Below are 18,652 nucleotides of genomic sequence, written 5' to 3' on the forward strand. Positions count from 1 at the left end.
CCCATTAAAACTGGCGCTTCGCAATCAGCCATGCGCCAATGACCAGCAACAGCGCGCCGAACGCCGGCCCGACCATTGCGCGTAACGTGACGCCGTGGCTACGCGCGATATCCAGCACCAGTCCGCCGATTAACTGGCTGGCGACCAGTACCGCGATAGTCGTCGCGGCGCCAACGTTCTGATACCCGCTAATGCTGGCAAATACAAAAAATGACCCCAGCAGACCGGGGATCAATGTCCACCAGCGCACGCTGGCGACCAGCTCGCCGAAGCCCGCAGCACCTTGCTTAAACCACAATATCGTCACAAATAAAACGATCCCTACCAGCGAGTTCAACAGCATAGCGATCAGAATCGTCGATGATGTCTGCGTAATACGCACCATAATACTGTTTTGTACCACCAGCCCGACGCCGGCGGCGATCAAAAAGATAAGCGTCAGCGACTGGTTCATCAGCAGGCGTCCGGCGCGGCGTGTTCATCAAGCTGGAGCTGCATAAACGTAAGATCTAACCAACGGCCAAATTTTACGCCGACCTGCGGCATTTGCGCGGTAACGGTAAATCCCAGCGAATGATGCAGGCGTATCGAGGCGGCATTCTGTGACTCAATACCGGCCACCATCACATGCTTGCCGCAGCGTCGGGCTTCGTCGATCAGTCTGCTGAGCAGTTTTCGCCCCAGTCCTTTCCCCTGGTGCGCCGGATGAACATAAACCGAGTGCTCGACGGTATAGCGAAAACCGTCGAAACTGCGCCAGTCGCCAAATGATGCATAGCCAGTCACCACGCCATTTTCTTCGCTTACCAGCACCGGATAGCCCAGCAATTGACGGGCCTCATACCAGGCAAGGCGGTTATCCGTATCGACCGTCCGATCGTTCCAGATGGCCGCAGTATGTAATACCGCATGGTTATAGATTTCGGTAATCGCGGCGCAGTCTGCTTTATCGGCAAAGCGAATCGTCATAGGGAACCCCAGGGAATGTTTACGATAGTGTTAGAAATACTATTGAAGGCGGCATAAATCAACGAATTAGCGCAAGAATTCATGTTTAGCGAGGAGGGGAAGAAAGTCGTTCATAAAAGCGCACAGCCTGATATCTGAGAGTGTTTAACTCCCTCAGAAAGCTAATGTTCGACTATTATTGATGGATTATGCCAGGCATGAGGAGAATAGAATGAAGCAACAGACCAACCGAAATCGTCGTTGGGTTTTGGCCTCGCGTCCCCACGGCGCGCCGCAGATGGATAACTTCCGCCTCGAAGAAGATGACGTCGCGACGCCCGGTGAAGGGCAGGTGCTATTGCGTACCGTTTTTTTATCACTCGACCCTTATATGCGTGGCCGCATGAGCGATGAACCCTCTTATGCGCCGCCTGTTGAACCTGGCTGCGTTATGGTTGGCGGTACGGTTAGTCGCGTTGTCGCGTCAAACCATCCTGATTACCGACCAGACGAATGGGTGTTGAGTTACAATGGTTGGCAGGATTATGACATTTCAGATGGCGAAGGGTTGGTAAAGCTGGGTGATAATCCGCAACATCCTTCCTGGTCGCTGGGGATTTTAGGAATGCCGGGGTTTACCGCCTATATGGGGTTACTGGATATCGGCCAGCCGAAAGAGGGCGAAACGCTGGTTGTCGCCGCCGCCACCGGCCCCGTAGGCGCAACGGTTGGGCAAATTGGCAAGCTGAAGGGCTGCCGGGTCGTGGGTATTGCTGGCGGCGCGGAAAAATGCCGTCATGCGACAGACGTTTTGGGATTTGATCTGTGCCTTGATCATCACGCTGATAATTTCCCACAACAGCTTGCGCAGGCCTGCCCGCAGGGTATCGATATCTATTATGAGAATGTCGGTGGTAAAGTCTTTGACGCCGTCTTACCGCTACTGAATACGTCGGCGCGGATTCCGCTCTGCGGTCTGGTCAGCGGCTACAATGCGACAGCGTTGCCGGACGGTCCAGACAGACTGCCTCTGCTGATGGCAACATTACTTAAAAAGCGTATTCGCCTGCAAGGTTTTATCATCAACCAGGACTATGGTCACCGGATACATGAGTTTCAGCAAGAAATGGGGCGTTGGATAAAAGAAGGGAAAATACATTACCGGGAGCAGATTACTGATGGGCTGGAAAATGCGCCAGAAGCGTTTATGGGGCTGCTGGCGGGGAAGAACTTTGGCAAAGTCGTGATACGTTTAGCGGACGATGCGTAAAGAAAAAATGGCGGCATTATGTCGCCATAAAAATGTGCAAATTTTAAAATTCCGGCTTTACTTATATTCATCATTCAGATCGCGGTGGGGCAGCTTATCTCCCTCAGCGGCCTGAACCGGTCAAAAATCTCGATACATGAAGGAATGACGGAGATAAAACGGTTGCCATAAAGAAACCTGTATTGTTGTAAAAGATGAGAATATCACGCAAGTAAATTATCACTTTTATTTATTTGGCCGTTCAGGCCTGGATTATCTTTTTTACAATTAAGTTCCGAAACTTCTTCGGGACTCGATTGCGATGTTGTTCTGCCAAGAGGTGAAGGAAGGAAAATGCCGGGTACGGAAAAAACACAACATATAAGCCTGACCACACAGGTTGAAAATCGGTTAAAGCATCAATTGTCTATTGGCGCATTAAAACCAGGCGCAAGGCTTATCACTAAAAATATCGCTCAAGAGTTAGGCGTCAGTATTACGCCGGTGCGTGAGGCTCTGTTAAGGCTGGTCTCTTCCAGTGCTTTGGCGGTGGCGCCAGCACAGGCGTTTATGGTGCCGGAGATCTCGCTGGAAAGTTTGCTGGAAATTAATACGATTCGTACTGCCCTGGAGGAGATGGCGGTGGTCGCCGCTGCGGGTAAGATTACTCCGGATCGCGAGCAGACGCTGAATGCGCTATTAGATGAATTTCAACAGGCGCTGGAAAGTGGCGTTATGGAGAAAATTCTTTTGGCCAACCGCGCATTCCGCTTTGAGATCTACCACTACGCGGATATGCCAACGCTGTATGCCATGATCGAGCAATTATGGGTACGCCTGGGGCCAAGCCTGCATTTTTTATATGATAATTTTAAACTTGATGATTATCAAAACGGCGTTAATCTGTACAGAAAATTGCTTAATGCGTTAGTGACTGGTGATAAAGAAGCCAGTCGCCACTGCCTACAGAACGTTTTGCAACAAAACGTAGCGACGATTAAAAATCAGTACTTCATGTAACTATGACTTATCAATAGCGGGGATTCCCCGCTATTGCCGGATATTTGCCGGATATTTATTCAAATTGCCATGCCAGATTAATCCCCACGCCATAGTTACGCCCTGGCGCTGGCTCATAATATCGGCCATTAGATTCATTAACGATCACTGAACCGATATATTCTTTATCAAATAGATTATCTACCCGCCCAAAAATATCGACGGTAAGCTGACTGTAATTAAATTTATACCCTGTATTTAGTCCAACAACGGTATACGAAGGCGCTTTGGCGGTATTTTCATCATTGGCCATGATATCGCCCATATAGCGAACGTCTGTTCCGGCGTACCACCCCTCATCCGGGATAAAACCTAATGAGGCGAATCCCATATTACGGGCGATGCCGGGCATCCGGTTTCCATCACAGTTTTGCCCCTGACAAACGTTACTGCGATAGGTCGCATCCAGCCAGGTCCATGATGCTTTCACCCGCCAGTCGCCGGCGAAGCGCTGGTCCAACGAGAGTTCTGCGCCCTGGCGGCGTGTTTTGCCCGCGTTTTTGTAGGTAGTGCGTCCTCCCATACTGCTGGCGACGACAATTTCATCATCGGTATCGGTTTGAAATAACGCGGCGGTCAACAAGCCATTGCCAATCCGCGTTTTACTGCCGACTTCCACCGTATCATTGGTCGACGGTTTGAGGTCAAAGTTGAACCCACTTTGGCCGTCAGCGCGATAAGAAAGCTCATTGATTGTGGGAGTTTCAAATCCGCGACCGGCAGCAAGATAGAGATTCCAGGCGTCAGTTAACGCATATTTTAGCGATCCGGCGGGTAGCCAGTGGTGATAGCTGGCGTCGCCGCTGTCATCGCCATTGCCGGGCGCGATATAGTGATCGTTAGAATCGAACCACACGGAACTGTAGCGCACGCCAGCATCCAGCGAGAGTTTTTGCGTAAGCTGCCACTGGGTTTGCAGATAAGGATCGACATTCCACATCAGGTTACGCTCATCCCGGCGTAAATCGCCTTTATGCCCAAACTCAGGGGTGCCGTTGTTGAGACGGAAGTTATTGTAACCCTTGCGGTTTTCGCTCATGTTTTCATAGTTTACTCCGCCAGTGAAGGTGACCGGCACACCTAATTCTCCCCGGTGAGTCCAGCGGGAATCAATGCCCTGATAGTGGCGTTGCAGTGTAATTACGCCGCCAGCCTGAGCTGGTTTTAGCTGTGCCACCAGGGGAATAGACTGGTATTGCGTGGTTTCCCGCTCTCCGGCGTAGGCCATCACGCTGATATCATCCTGCGCGCTGAGCTGACGTTCATAACGCAATCCTGCCTGAGTTTGTTTGATGGTTTTACGCGTATTGTACTGTTCAGCGCGCGGCGCCTGTTGCGGATCGGCTTTCCATTCAGATTCGGTAAGTCCGCCGGGATCGTCCGCCTTAATGTCCACACTATTAAAAATCAGCGAGAGTTTACTGACATCGTCAAGGCGAACGCCCAGTTTGGCATTAGCCAGATTTTTTCGCGCACCGCTGTGATCGCGGTAGCCGTGGGTGGTGAAACGGGTAGTCGATACCGTGTAATCCACGTCGCCTAGCTGTGTGCCGTCACCCATCGCGCCCGTGGCTTTTAGCCCATAGCGCCAGCTTCCATAACTGCCGTAGTAGCTGCTGGCCTCAAGGGTAGGCGGCTGTTTGCCGGTTTCGGTGGTGACATTTATCACGCCGCCGGAAGCATTGCCGTATAGCGCTGAGAAAGGGCCGCGTAACACTTCAACGTCTTGTATGCTGTTAATATCAATATTCGAAATCTGGCCTTGCCCATCCGGCATGGTGGCGGGAATGCCATCAACATACAGACGAATGCCGCGCACGCCAAAGGCGGAACGCGAGCCAAATCCGCGGATAGAGATTTGCAGATCCTGCGCGTAGTTCTGCCGGTTTTGCACCTGCAATCCCGGGACGCTGGTTAAAGACTCAGATAAATTGACGCGCGGCGTCGCCAGACGCATGTCTTCTCCCTCAATGACGCTAACGGCGGCAGGTGTATCCAGTTCGGATACGGTTTGCGGCGTTGCGGTGACTATCATGGTTTGTTCATTGGGCGCGCTGGCGGCCTGAAGGACCGGGGAGAAGGTCAGAGGCAATAAGAGGGCGGGATAAAGTCGCTGTCTAACGGAAATAATTTTCATGAAAATGCCGGATAAATGTAAGCGTATCAATGGAAAACGTGACATTAAGGGTAGTCAATATGTAAAGTTTTGAAATTTTAATCGCACATTAAGTTAAGAAAATGTGCGGTATTTAAGAGCCATGACATTCGCAGGCGAGGAAAAGCTCCACTTTCTGATAAATAATGATTATTATTCTCAACTTATAATAAGTGCGGAACGAAGATCCCGCGCAGCGAAGTAGTGTGAAGCAGCTATACACGTTTTTATCAAAGGGAGTCGTCATGCACTTACGTCATCTTTTTTCGCCGCGCCTGCGTGGTTCTTTATTGTTAGGTTCGCTCCTCGTCGCATCCTCATTTAGCACGCTGGCGGCGGAAGACATGCTGCGTAAAGCGGTAGGCAAAGGCGCTTATGAGATGGCCTGGAGTCAGCAAGAAAACGCGCTCTGGCTGGCTACATCGCAAAGCCGTAAACTGGATAAAGGCGGCGTAGTTTATCGTCTCGACCCGGTGACGCTGGAAATCACGCAAGCGATTCATAACGATCTCAAGCCGTTCGGCGCCACCATCAATGCCGCGACCCAAACGCTGTGGTTTGGCAATACCATTAACAGCGCTGTTACCGCGATTGATGCCAAAACGGGTGATGTAAAAGGTCGTCTGGTACTTGATGCGCGCAAACGTACTGAAGAGGTTCGTCCGTTACAGCCCCGTGAGCTGGTTGCCGATGCGGCGACCAACACGATCTACATTAGCGGTGTTGGTAAAGAGAGTGCTATTTGGGTAGTGGATGGCGAAACCATCAAACTGAAAACGACGATCGAAAATACCGGCAAAATGAGTACGGGTCTGGCGCTCGACAGTAAAGCGCAACGCCTGTACACCACCAATGCGGATGGCGAATTTATCACCATCGATACCGCCAGCAATAAAATTCTCAGTCGTAAGAAGTTGCTGGATGACGGTAAAGAACACTTCTTTATTAACCTGAGTCTCGATACCGCAGGTCATCGTGCGTTTATCACCGACTCGAAGGCGACTGAGGTTCTGGTTGTCGATACCCGTAATGGCAATATTCTTGCCAAAATCGGGGCGCCTGCCTCTTTGGCCGTCCTGTATAATCCGACACGTAACGAGGCGTATGTGACGCATCGTCAGGCAGGGCAGGTCAGCGTGATCGATGCGAAGACCTATAACGTTGTTAAAACGTTCGATACGCCGACGTACCCGAATAGCCTGGCGCTATCGGCAGACGGTAAAACGCTCTACGTCAGCGTGAAGCAGAAATCGACACGTGAACAGGAAGCGACGCAGCCGGATGATGTTATTCGCATTGCTCTGTAAATAGGGTATGGAGGGGGAAACCCCTCCAGTCATCTCTTTAAACGCACCGATACGCCTCGTTACACCCCGCCGATAGCCTGATGATTCTGTGAGAATTACACTGCCTTTTTGCTGTAGTTAACTCATTATATTCACGAGGAAAATATGAAAAAGTTATTTATATGCTCAGGTTTGGGCATGATGTTTTTTATGCTTGCGGGTTGCACAACCAACTATGTAATGACGACGAAGAATGGGCAAACGATCGTAACTCAGGGTAAGCCGCAGTTAGATAAAGAGACGGGGATGACCAGTTATACCGATCAGGAAGGCAACCAGCGGGAAATTAACAGCAATGATGTGGCGCAGTTGATTAAGGCTGACTAAGCATTGGGCGCGATGGGCAACGCGCATTAAACCCGGCAGGCCTGGGGCTGCCGGGGAAGGGGAATGTTATGTCGCTGCTTCTTCTTTCAATACGACATTCTCTGTCGAATCCGCCGTTACTGGCGCAGTTCGATGGATCTCCGCCACGCGACGTCGCACGCCAAACCAGCCGGCAACCAGCAGAATGGCGATCAGCGGCAACGAGGCGATAGTGTAAGTTCCATTCGGGTAGTCAAACGCCATGAGTACCAGCACGCTTAGTAAAAACAGCAGCGTTAGCCAGGAGGTAAAAGGCGCGCCGGGCAGTTTAAAACTGACGTCTGCGGCTTTGCCTTCTTTTATCGCCTGGCGTAAACGCATCTGGCACACCATGATAAACGCCCACGACGCGATAATGCCGAGCGAGGCAAAATTAAGAACGATCTCAAACACGCGGGAGGGGACCAGGTAATTCAGGAACACGCCGACCACGTAAACCACCAGAGTCGCCAGAATACCCGCATAGGGCACATGCTGACGGCTCATTTTCGCCATGAATTTCGGCGCGGAACCCCCCATCGACATTGAACGTAAAATTCTCCCCGTACAGTAAAGCCCGGAGTTCAGGCTGGAAAGCGCGGCGGTTAACACCACGATATTCATAATACTGCCGATATAAGGCACGCCAAGTTTAGAAAAGAAGGTGACAAACGGACTTTGCCCCGCCTGGTAGGCGTTCCACGGCAGCAGCAAAACCAGCAATACGACCGATCCTACATAGAAAAGACCAATACGCCAGATCACGCTATTGATGGCTTTTGGCACCATCGTCTGTGGATCTTTGCACTCCCCAGCGGCGGTACCGACCAGTTCAATCGAAGCAAAAGCGAACACCACGCCCTGAATCAGTACCAGCGCGGGCAACAGGCCGTGCGGGAAAAAGCCGCCATTATCTGTAATCAGGTGAAAACCGGTGGCATTACCCTCAAGCGGTTGACCGGTACCGAGAAAAATCGTGCCTACCACCAGGAAGATAACAATGGCGAGTACTTTTATCAGCGCGAACCAGAACTCCATTTCGGCAAACCATTTTACGCCGATCATGTTCATGGTACCGACAATGGTTAGCGCGCCGAGCGCGAACACCCATTGCGGAACGTCGCCAAATGCGCCCCAGTAGTGCATATATAACGCCACTGCGGTGATATCGACGATCCCGGTCATCGCCCAGTTAATAAAGTACATCCAGCCTGCGACGTAGGCCGCTTTTTCACCCAAAAATTCACGGGCGTAGGAGACGAAGCTCCCGCTGGAAGGGCGATGCAATACCAGTTCGCCCAGCGCGCGTAAAATGAAAAAAGAAAAAATGCCGCATATTAGATAGACCAGCGCCAGTGCCGGTCCGGCCATTTGCAATCGGGCGCCTGCACCTAAAAATAAACCGGTGCCAATCGCGCCGCCGATAGCAATCATCTGAACCTGACGATTCCCCATCGCTTTGTGATACCCCTCTTCATGGGCGTTCAGCCAGCGTCGTTTCGCCGCATGTTGTTCTGCGGCGTGCGTAGTCTGTGTTTTCATTACGTTACCTGTTATAGCCTGTCCTGACAGAAAAATTCCTTATGCCGCGACGGGCGCTCACCAATCGATTGCCTGCAATGGCGAATGCCGCTTTTCCCTGATTCTGTGACAGGGATAAAACCGCCGGCGGAGCATCCTACCTGCAATTGTTAAATGACGCAAAACATACGGGAAGAACAAAATGAGGATGTCGAGTTTATTTGTGTGGTCAGATGTGGTGCGGTGTGGTCACGATTCAGCCAGATAAGACGCCAGCACAAATCCGCAGTGATTACTTTGCGCAATAATTAATCAGGGTTAATCCTTGGTGGGATTTATGGTCATAGATATAACCTCGAACGATAAACCACCTGACGATATTGCAGCAGCATCAGATAAGGCCGTTGCGCCTGTTATTCTCATTTTCTCCTGAAAATATATGCCTTTGAGCAATTTTGTTGATTGACATATCGTCATAATGAGAGAGGAGTAGGACATATAAAGCTATTGAGCAAAATTTGAAGGAGCAGGATATGCCACATACATCAGTTTCTACCTATGCCAGAGCTTTATCAGGAAATAAGCTACCTCATGTTGCTGCAGGAGATTATGAAAATAAATTATCAACAAAAATCATGAAAGGCATCTTGTATGTGCTTACCGCAGGATTAGCCTACGGATTTACAAGAGTAATTGAACATTATTGCAATGTTACGCCTAAAGTTGCGGAGTTCTGTGCCAATGCAGGGAATATCCATGATCACCTTGCTGATGCTGTATGTGATGGACTGTATGCTATAGATGTCGAGCTTTCTGATGGTCGGAGGTTAATATTCGAACAACTCTCGCTGATAGCTGGAGGTAAGCCAATCGTCAGGATATCGGATGGCGAACATTCCGTTGAGGTTGAGGGAACCTTTGAAGATATTTGTATGAGACTGGAAGAGGGCTTTTTAGAAGCGCCAGCGTACTATCATTATGATATTGATAAAGACCATAAAACCGTCAGAGAACGAATAGCAGCATATAATGCCTTACCTCAGGCATTAGGCGCCATTCCGAGTTTAAAATATTATACCGATCGGGCCAGCGACATGCCGGAGGCGAAAGCGCAACGGGCGGCCGACATAAAAGAGCGTTACCGTAACTATTTGGACACTTATTAAAAAGCGTTTATGTTTAGCCAGTTTTGTTAGAAATCAGACTCGCTGAGCTGGCGTTAAAAATTTTAACACGCCGCTATTTTGGCGGCGTGTCGCAAAGAGATTCTCAGAACCCGACTTCCGTTTGTAGGCCAAAATCCCACGTACCTCCGGCGCTGTAGCCGGCCTGTCTTATTTTTTTCAAAAGTATCCAACGCTATTCCACGGATAGGGTATCCTGTTGCGCAGCGATATCCGCCTCAGCCTGTGTGCCGAACGCAAGCATTAATGTTAATGGAAGCCTCAGATGACCTCTTTTTTACATGCTTATTTTACGCGATTACATTGTCAGCCGTTGGGGGTTCCTACGGTTGAAGCGCTCAGAACGCTTCACTTAGCGCACAACTGCGCGATTCCTTTTGAAAATCTGGATGTGCTACTGCCTCGTGAAATACAGCTCGATGAGACGGCATTAGAGGAGAAACTGCTTTATGCCCGACGCGGTGGATACTGTTTTGAACTGAATGGCCTGTTTGAACGTGCGTTACGCGACATCGGTTTTAACGTCCGAAGCTTATTGGGGCGGGTCATTCTGTCTCATCCCGCCAGTTTACCGCCGCGCACGCACCGTTTGCTGCTGGTTGATATTGAGGACGAGCAGTGGATCGCGGACGTGGGGTTTGGCGGCCAAACGCTAACCGCGCCGCTTCGTCTGCAGGCTGAAATTGCTCAGCAAACGCCGCATGGCGAATACCGCCTGATGCAGGAGGGGAGCACATGGATTTTACAATTCCGCCACCATGAGCACTGGCAGTCGATGTACTGTTTTGATCTGGCGGTGCAGCAGCAGAGCGATCATGTGATGGGCAATTTCTGGTCGGCTCACTGGCCGCAATCCCATTTTCGTCATCATTTGTTGATGTGCCGCCATTTGCCTGATGGCGGCAAGCTGACATTAACGAATTTCCACTTCACGCGTTACCACCAGGGACATGCCGTTGAACAGGTCAATGTACCGGATGTACCGTCGTTGTATCAGTTACTTCAGCAGCAGTTTGGTCTCGGCGTAAATGATGTAAAGCACGGTTTTACCGAGGCGGAGCTGGCCGCGGTAATGGCTGCATTTGATACCCATCCGGAGGCGGGAAAATAATTTTTTGCCGTGAGGATTTGCGGGCCAGACAAAGATTAAAAAGTAATGGCCCATTCGGCATGAAACAGAATGACCGCCTGGCCGGAGATGGTGACGTTTTCCGGCTGGTTATCGCGAATGGTGACGGTAACATCAACAGTACCCTCTTTGCCTAAAGCGCGCCCCTGATGGCCTTGAATCTGCAGCGTTTTACCGTCATGCGCCATCAGGCCATGATGGACGAGCCATGCTCCCATCGGGCCATTGGCGTTTCCCGTTACCGGATCTTCCACAATCCCTATCGCCGGAGAAAACATTCGCCCATCGGTTTCGTTTTTTCCCGGACGAATCTGGAAAGGAAAAAAGCCGTTACAGCCAATTTGCTGGCTGATTGCCGTCAGGGCTGCCAGATTCGGAGAAAGGGCATCAATATCAACGTCTGGTTTGAGCAGGATCATCACTTTTGCATGTCCTGTTGAAGCCACCTGAATCGGCGCTCCCGGCACGATATCATCTTCAGTCAGGTTCAACGCGGTGATGATGGCAGCCCGAATCTCTCCGACTAGCGGTGGTTCAAAAGAGGGCTGACCTTGTTCCAGCGTGATGCGATAGTCGTTGTGTTCGGCATGAATTTCAACGCGATGACGGCCCGCTAACGAGGTTTGCCAGACGGTGGTGTTTCCCAACCCCAGTACCGTTGCCCGAACATAATGCGCGGCCACGGTGGCATGACCACAGATGGGGACTTCTACTGTCGGTGTAAAGTAGCGTATGCGCACATCACTCTCTTCGCTTTTTAGCAAAAAGGCGGTTTCCGAGTGACGAAGTTCACGGGCAATCAGCTGCATCTGTGCGTCGCTTAGCGTATCCGCATGTAAGACAACGCCAGCAGAGTTGCCGCGAAAAGGTTCGCTGGTGAAGGCGTCAACATGGTAAATCTGCGGTTTCATTGATGTTCTCCTTTGGCTGAAGAATCATCATAGCCTGTGCGCTGCCGAATGACGACGCCCATGTGTTTTCTTTGCCCGGTAAGCGTACGCCCCGGGCAAAGAGAATTAGCGGCGGGTACGAACAATCTGGTAGCGACGGGTGAAATACTCAAACGGCGCGCTCCAGACATGAACCAGACGGGTGAACGGGAAGAGCAGGAAAATAGTCATTCCCAGCACCAGATGAACGCGGAAAACAAACGCCACACCGTTCAGCATTTCCGAAGACCCGCCGCGGAAGGTGACTATACTTTGCGCCCAGCCCACCAACTTCATCATTTCGCTGCCATCCGGATATTGCGCCGAAAACGGAATGGTGCTCAGGCCAAGCAGGCACTGAATCAGCAAAATGCTCATGATGATAATATCAGGTGTAGTGGATGTCGCCCGCACACGCTGATTGGTCAGACGACGCCACAGTAATCCCGCGCCGCCGATCAACGTTAATACGCCGCACACGCCGCCGAGGATCATCGCCATCTGCTGTTTTACCGCAATCGGCAGGAACCAGGCATACATCCAGTGTGGCGTCAGCATCCCGAACAGATGGCCAAAAAAGATCCCCAGAATGCCAATATGGAACAAATTCGACCATATCACCATCCCGCGCTTATCCAGCATCTGGCTGGACGACGCGCGCCAGGTATATTGTCCGTAGTCATAGCGCAGCCAACTGCCGAGGAAGAATACCGTGGCGCAAATATAGGGGTAGATGTCGTAAAAAAAGACGTTCAGGTACTGTATCATTTCGGGCCTCCCGCGCTGACATCGACGTACTGCGGCGCCGCGTCCTGGCTAAAGCGTCGTTGATAATGGTGTAACGGTGAACTGTCACAGGTCGTAGCGTTATCTTCGATAAACTTCACCTGTTCTTCTTCCCAGACGGCATCCAGTGCCTGACGGGTATCATCCCGCGATTCCTGAACAATCTGTTTGGTGACACTGTCACTTGTAAGCGTACTGCCCGCCAGCGTCAGCAGGGCGTCAAACAGTTGATACCACGGCGCTCCTCGCTGTTTCAGACGACCGCCCAGCAGCGCCAGAATAGGGGCAATATTCTGTAATCCCTCGCGCGCTTCCGCTTCCGGCAACACGCTTAAGTACTCCAGATAGAGCGGCAGGTGATCCGGCAGTTCGCGGCAGTTGAGCTGCAGGCCCACGGTTTCATACTGGCTTAACAAATCGACCATCGCCTGGCCGCGATCGCGGGACTCCGCATGAACATGCTCGAATAACAGCAATGAAGTGGCGCGCCCGCGGTCAAACACTTCGCACCATTCTGCTTGTTTATCCAGTAACGGCGCATAAAGCAGCTCGCGAGTGAAGTTGGCCAGCATTGGCGCATCGTGTTGGATAAGGGCAAGCGCTTCATCCCGACATTCCCACAACTCGTCGTCCGGATACTCCATCAACAGGCCAATCGCTTTGAGGATTTGCATTATTCCCCCTCCGCTTTATCACGTACTTCGGTGATATTGATGGCATCAATACGGCTACTGTTGAACAGGTTGAATTTGGTATCCGAGCCGTGACAACCGTCGCCAAAAGTAAAGCCGCAGCCGTTGCGCTCCGGAAAGGCGTCGCGCGCCATTTCCCGGTGGCTGGTGGGAATGACAAAACGATCTTCATAATTGGCAATCGCCAGGTAGCGATACATCTCTTCAACCTGTTGTACGCTCAGACCCACTTCGTCAATCGCGCGGGTATCCGTCACGCCTTCAACCGTCTGCGAGCGCATGTAGTGGCGCATCGCCATCATCCGCTTTAGCGCCCGAATGACCGGACCGGTATCGCCCGCGCTGAGCATATTGGCCAGGTACTGGACTGGAATACGCAGCGTCTCCACCGCCGGCAGAATATTGCCATTGTGCGGCAACCCGCCCGCGTCGGCGTATGACTGGATGGGCGACAGCGGCGGTACGTACCAGACCATCGGCAGGGTACGGTATTCCGGGTGCAGCGGAAGCGCCAGCTTCCAGTCCATCGCCATTTTGTACACCGGCGACCGTTGGGCGGCGTCGATGACGTTTTGCGGGATGCCCTGTTTAAGCGCCTCTTCGATGACCGCCGGATCGTGCGGATTGAGAAACACATCGCACTGACGTTCATACAAATCTGTCTCGTGTTCGGTACTGGCCGCTTCTTCAATCCTGTCGGCGTCGTAGAGCAGAACGCCAAGATAACGAATGCGCCCGACGCAGGTTTCCGAACAAACGGTCGGCTGGCCGGATTCAATACGTGGATAGCAAAATATGCACTTCTCAGACTTGCCGCTCTTCCAGTTAAAGTAGATTTTTTTGTACGGGCAGCCGCTGATACACAAACGCCAGCCCCGGCATTTATCCTGGTCGATTAGCACGATGCCGTCTTCTTCACGCTTATAAATAGCGCCACTTGGGCAGGTGGCGACACAACTGGGGTTGAGGCAGTGTTCGCACAGGCGCGGCAGGTACATCATGAAGGTGTTTTCGAACTGACCGTACATCTCCTTTTGTATGTTGTCGAAGTTACGGTCGCGGGCGCGTTTTTCAAACTCGCCGCCGAGCAGCTCTTCCCAGTTTGGCCCCCAGATCACCTTGTCCATCCGTTTTCCGTCAATCAGTGAACGAGGACGGGCGGTGGGCTGATGCTTACTCTCCGGCGCATTATGTAAATGCTGATAATCGAAGGTAAAGGGTTCATAGTAATCATCGATTTGCGGAATCACCGGGTTGGCGAAAATTTTGCTAATTACCCCCATTTTGCCGCCCAGACGGGGCCTTATCTTGCCATTAACATCACGAACCCAACCGCCTTGCCACTCCTGCTGGTCTTCCCAGTTTTTGGGATAGCCGATACCCGGTTTAGTTTCGACGTTATTGAACCATGCGTATTCCATCCCTTCACGTCCGGTCCAGACGTTTTTACAGGTGACGGAGCAGGTGTGACAGCCAATACACTTATCGAGATTCAGTACCATCCCAACCTGTGAGCGTATTTTCATTTTTTCGCCTCCTGTACCTGATCCCGGCCCTCATCATCCAGCCAGTTAATGTTTTTCATTTTCCTGATCATGATGAATTCATCGCGATTCGAACCCACGGTTCCGTAATAGTTGAAGCCGTAAGCCAGTTGCGCATAGCCGCCGATCATATGCGTCGGTTTTGGACAGACCCGGGTCACGGAGTTATGGATCCCGCCGCGCATCCCGGTCACTTCCGAGCCCGGAATGTTCATAATCCGCTCCTGGGCGTGGTACATCATGGTCATACCCGGCGGAACGCGCTGGCTGACCACCGCACGAGCGGTAAGAGCGCCATTAGCGTTGAAGGCTTCAATCCAGTCGTTATCTTCAATACCCAATTCACGGGCATCGGCTTCGCTGATCCAGACAATCGGCCCGCCGCGCGACAAGGTCAGCATCAGCAGGTTTTCGCTGTAGGTGGAGTGAATTCCCCATTTCTGGTGCGGCGTCAGGAAGTTAAGCGCTTTTTCCGGGAAACCGTTGGGCGGAATTTCTCGCATTTCGCTGACGCTGCGGGTATCAATCGGCGGACGATATGCCACCAGGCTTTCGCCAAAAGCGCGCATCCACGCATGATCCTGATAGAGTTGTTGCCGCCCCGACAACGTGCGCCACGGGATCAGTTCATGTACGTTGGTATATCCGGCGTTATAAGAGACATGCTCGCTTTCCAGTCCTGACCAGGTCGGGCTGGAGATAATTTTGCGTGGTTGCGCCTGGATATCACGAAAGCGAATTTTCTCATCTTCTTTATTGATGGCCAGATGGGTGTGCTCGCGCCCGGTCATCTCGCCCAGCGCCTGCCAGGCTTTCACCGCCACCTGGCCGTTAGTTTCCGGCGCTAAGGCAAGAATCACTTCCGAAGCATCCAGCGCGGTGTCGATCCGCGGACGTCCTTTCGCCGGACCATCGTGTTTGGTGTAATTGAGCTTACCGAGGAAATCGACTTCATCTTGCGTATTCCAGGCAATCCCCTTACCGCCGTTGCCTAATTTATCCAGCAGGGGACCCAGCGAGGTAAAACGTTCATAGGTGGCCGGATAATCGCGTTCAACCACGACGATATTGGGGGCGGTTTTTCCCGGAATAAGTTCGCACTCGCCTTTACGCCAGTCGAGAATATCAAATGGCTGCGCCAGTTCCGCCGGGGAATCATGCTGGAGCGGGTGTAACACCACATCGGTTTCCTGTCCGAGGTGTCCGACACACACCTCAGAAAAGACGCTGGCGATACCTTTGTAGATTTCCCAGTCGCTTTTGGATTCCCAGGCAGGATCGACCGCGGCGGAAAGGGGGTGGATAAACGGATGCATATCCGAGGTATTCATATCGTCTTTTTCATACCAGGTGGCGGTCGGCAAAACGATATCGGAAAACAGACAGGTACTGGACATACGGAAATCAAGCGTGACCAACAGATCGAGCTTGCCCTCAATCGCGGCGGACTGCCATTCCACCTCTTCAGGCTTAATTCCTTCGCTGGAACCCAGCGCTTCGCCCTGGATACCGCTGTCGGTGCCCAGCAGATATTTGAGCATGTACTCATGACCTTTCCCGGAGGAGCCGAGCAGGTTAGAGCGCCAGACAAATAAATTTCGCGGGTGATTATGACCACTGTCAGGCTGTTCGCAGGCAAAACGGATAGCGCCTGATTTCAACGCCTGCACGGTATAATCCGCCGCAGACAGCCCGGCTTTATCGGCGCTCGCTTTCACGCTGAGCGGGTTAAGATTAAGCTGCGGTGCCGAGGGTAGCCAGCCCATACGTTCCGCGCGCACGTTGAAATCGATCAGGTGTCCGGAAAATTTAGCCGGATCGGCCAACGGCGACAGCAACTCTTGCGCAGTCAGTTTTTCATAGCGCCACTGGCTGGCATGGTTGTAGAAAAACGAGGTACTGTTCATCTGACGCGGCGGGCGATTCCAGTCCAGCGCGAAGGCCAGCGGCAGCCAGCCGGTTTGCGGCCGCAGCTTCTCCTGGCCGACATAGTGCGCCCAGCCGCCGCCAGTTTGTCCAACACAGCCGCAGAACACCAGCATGTTAATCATCCCACGGTAATTCATATCCATGTGATACCAGTGATTCACTCCCGCGCCGAGGATGATCATCGAACGACCGTGAGTTTTATGAGCGGTCTCGGCAAATTCACGCGCAATAGTTTCGATATGTCGACGCGGCACGCCGGTAATCTGTTCGCCCCAGGCCGGCGTGTAGGCTTTTACGTCGTTATAATTATTGGCGCTATGGCAGTCATCCAGACCACGATCCAGCCCATAATTGGCCAGCACCAGATCGTAAACGCTGACGACCATCCGCTCGCTACCGTCCGCCAGAGCCAGGCGTTTCACCGGTAACTTACGTACCAGCACCGGTTCCTGCCGCACGCTGCGAAAATGTGGGTTTTCGTTACCGCCAAAATAGGGGAAGGCGACACCCGCCACATCATCATGCTGACCGAGTAAAGAGAGCGACAGTTCAGTTTCGACGCCCGCCGCCACCGCTTCCAGGTTCCATTTTCCCTTTTCTCCCCAGCGAAAACCGATAGAACCATTGGGCGCGACCAGTTCGCCCGTACTGTTGAGCGCGACGGTTTTCCATTCCGGATTATTGGCTTCTCCCAGTCCATCCACCAGATCCGACGCGCGCATCATACGCCCCGGTACATAACTGCCGTCTGCGTGCTCATCCAACAGGACCAGCATCGGCATGTCGGTATAACGGCGGCAATAGTTAAGAAAATAGTCGCTGGGATTATCGAGATGAAACTCTTTCAAAATGACGTGACCCATGGCCATCGCCAGCGCACTGTCTGTACCTTGCTTTGGCGCCAGCCACTGATCGCACAGTTTAGCGACTTCGGAATAGTCCGGGGTGATGGCGATTGTCTTGGTGCCTTTGTAGCGCACTTCGGTAAAGAAGTGGGCGTCCGGGGTACGCGTCTGCGGCACGTTAGAGCCCCAGGCAATAATGTAGGCTGAGTTATACCAGTCGGCGGACTCCGGCACGTCAGTCTGCTCGCCCCAGGTCATTGGCGACGCGGGCGGAAGATCGCAATACCAGTCATAGAAGCTCAGACAAGTACCGCCAAGCAATGACAGATAACGTGTTCCGGCGGCGTAAGAAACCATCGACATCGCCGGAATAGGTGAAAACCCCGCCACACGATCCGGTCCATAGGTTTTGATTGTCCAGACGTTAGCAGCGGCAATGAGCTGATTCAGCTCTTTCCAGTTCGAACGAATAAAGCCGCCATGTCCGCGCACCTGTTTGTAACTTTGGCATTTTTGCGGGTCGTTCATTATAGATTCCCATGCCAGTACCGGATCGCTGTGCCGGGAAAGGGCCTCGCGCCACAGTTCTATCAGCCGCTTACGCACCAGAGGGTATTTCAGACGGTTGGCGCTATAGAGATACCAGGAGTAGCTGGCGCCGCGCGGGCAGCCGCGCGGTTCATGGTTCGGTAAATCGGGACGCGTGCGCGGGTAGTCGGTTTGCTGGGTTTCCCACGTCACCAGACCGTTTTTGACATAAATTTTCCAGCTACAGGAGCCCGTGCAGTTGACGCCGTGGGTTGAGCGCACGATCTTATCAAACTGCCAGCGCTGGCGATAACTGTCTTCCCAGTCGCGGTTGGTATACATCACCTGACCATGGCCGTCGGCAAAGGTATCGCCTTTTTGTTTAAAGTAACGAAAGCGATCCAACAGTTTACTCATGACATTTCTCCTGCTTCGATAAATTTTCCGCCATCCTGTCGATTTG

15 protein-coding genes are annotated in these 18,652 nt (G+C 52.2%); 6 read left to right on the forward strand and 9 right to left on the reverse strand.

Annotation, left to right across the window (positions count from 1 at the left end):
• Window positions 1-4: 4 nt before the first annotated feature.
• On the reverse strand, window positions 5-454 hold the full coding sequence (locus ACLJPE_RS03360; RefSeq protein WP_001527761.1) for a DMT family transporter: 450 nt from the start codon (window positions 452-454) through the stop codon (window positions 5-7).
• Complete coding sequence (gene mddA / locus ACLJPE_RS03365; protein WP_000155373.1) at window positions 454-969, reverse strand: L-methionine sulfoximine/L-methionine sulfone acetyltransferase; 516 nt, start codon at window positions 967-969, stop codon at window positions 454-456. The genes ACLJPE_RS03360 and mddA overlap by 1 nt, the downstream gene beginning before the upstream one ends.
• A gap of 211 nt (window positions 970-1,180) precedes the next feature.
• Between mddA and ACLJPE_RS03370 the strand changes: the two genes are divergently transcribed.
• Both ACLJPE_RS03370 and mcbR read left to right on the forward strand, forming a co-directional pair.
• Entirely contained in the window at window positions 1,181-2,218 is a 1,038-nt protein-coding gene (locus tag ACLJPE_RS03370; RefSeq protein ID WP_001517827.1) for an NADP-dependent oxidoreductase, read from the forward strand.
• Between the two features lie 333 nt (window positions 2,219-2,551).
• Window positions 2,552-3,217 (forward strand): colanic acid/biofilm transcriptional regulator McbR, encoded by a 666-nt coding sequence (mcbR, locus tag ACLJPE_RS03375; RefSeq protein ID WP_001119592.1) that lies wholly within the window; start codon window positions 2,552-2,554, stop codon window positions 3,215-3,217.
• A gap of 55 nt (window positions 3,218-3,272) precedes the next feature.
• On the opposite strand, the gene pqqU is transcribed toward mcbR, so the two are convergent.
• Window positions 3,273-5,393, reverse strand: coding sequence for a TonB-dependent receptor PqqU (gene pqqU, locus ACLJPE_RS03380; RefSeq protein ID WP_039514154.1), 2,121 nt, complete (start codon window positions 5,391-5,393; stop codon window positions 3,273-3,275).
• A gap of 263 nt (window positions 5,394-5,656) precedes the next feature.
• Between pqqU and ACLJPE_RS03385 the strand changes: the two genes are divergently transcribed.
• Together ACLJPE_RS03385 and ACLJPE_RS03390 are read left to right on the forward strand one after the other, a co-directional pair.
• A complete protein-coding gene (locus ACLJPE_RS03385) occupies window positions 5,657-6,718 on the forward strand; it encodes a YncE family protein (RefSeq protein ID WP_000550639.1) in 1,062 nt (353 codons plus the stop codon).
• Between the two features lie 144 nt (window positions 6,719-6,862).
• Complete coding sequence (locus ACLJPE_RS03390) at window positions 6,863-7,084, forward strand: YgdI/YgdR family lipoprotein (RefSeq protein ID WP_000732362.1); 222 nt, start codon at window positions 6,863-6,865, stop codon at window positions 7,082-7,084.
• 66 nt (window positions 7,085-7,150) lie between these two features.
• Here ACLJPE_RS03390 and ansP read toward each other — a convergent pair whose 3' ends face one another.
• The gene (ansP, locus tag ACLJPE_RS03395) at window positions 7,151-8,644 is read right to left on the reverse strand and encodes an L-asparagine permease (RefSeq protein ID WP_000857110.1); all 1,494 of its coding nucleotides are present in this window, start codon (window positions 8,642-8,644) and stop codon (window positions 7,151-7,153) included.
• Window positions 8,645-9,156: 512 nt separating this feature from the next.
• Between ansP and ACLJPE_RS03400 the strand changes: the two genes are divergently transcribed.
• Together ACLJPE_RS03400 and nhoA are read left to right on the forward strand one after the other, a co-directional pair.
• The gene (locus ACLJPE_RS03400) at window positions 9,157-9,789 is read left to right on the forward strand and encodes a hypothetical protein (RefSeq protein ID WP_001120856.1); all 633 of its coding nucleotides are present in this window, start codon (window positions 9,157-9,159) and stop codon (window positions 9,787-9,789) included.
• A gap of 283 nt (window positions 9,790-10,072) precedes the next feature.
• Window positions 10,073-10,918: an N-hydroxyarylamine O-acetyltransferase gene (gene nhoA, locus ACLJPE_RS03405; protein ID WP_000200323.1), complete on the forward strand. Its 846-nt coding sequence runs from the start codon at window positions 10,073-10,075 to the stop codon at window positions 10,916-10,918.
• 35 nt (window positions 10,919-10,953) lie between these two features.
• Here the strand turns inward: nhoA and ACLJPE_RS03410 are convergent, their stop codons facing one another.
• The 5 genes from ACLJPE_RS03410 to ACLJPE_RS03430 form a co-directional block, all read right to left on the reverse strand.
• Entirely contained in the window at window positions 10,954-11,847 is an 894-nt protein-coding gene (locus ACLJPE_RS03410; RefSeq protein ID WP_000804298.1) for a PhzF family isomerase, read from the reverse strand.
• Between the two features lie 105 nt (window positions 11,848-11,952).
• Window positions 11,953-12,633 (reverse strand): respiratory nitrate reductase subunit gamma, encoded by a 681-nt coding sequence (gene narI / locus ACLJPE_RS03415; protein ID WP_000617103.1) that lies wholly within the window; start codon window positions 12,631-12,633, stop codon window positions 11,953-11,955.
• A complete protein-coding gene (gene narW, locus ACLJPE_RS03420) occupies window positions 12,630-13,325 on the reverse strand; it encodes a nitrate reductase molybdenum cofactor assembly chaperone (RefSeq protein WP_001166290.1) in 696 nt (231 codons plus the stop codon). Before narW ends, narI begins: the two co-directional genes overlap by 4 nt.
• Window positions 13,325-14,869, reverse strand: a complete 1,545-nt coding sequence (gene narH, locus ACLJPE_RS03425; protein ID WP_000702595.1) for a nitrate reductase subunit beta — start codon at window positions 14,867-14,869, stop codon at window positions 13,325-13,327. Before narH ends, narW begins: the two co-directional genes overlap by 1 nt.
• Window positions 14,866-18,606 (reverse strand): nitrate reductase subunit alpha, encoded by a 3,741-nt coding sequence (locus ACLJPE_RS03430; protein ID WP_000040411.1) that lies wholly within the window; start codon window positions 18,604-18,606, stop codon window positions 14,866-14,868. Before ACLJPE_RS03430 ends, narH begins: the two co-directional genes overlap by 4 nt.
• Window positions 18,607-18,652: the final 46 nt, after the last annotated feature.

It is taken from the genome of Salmonella sp. SAL04196 (genome assembly GCF_046550835.1).
GTDB classification, from domain to species: Bacteria; Pseudomonadota; Gammaproteobacteria; order Enterobacterales; family Enterobacteriaceae; genus Salmonella; species Salmonella enterica.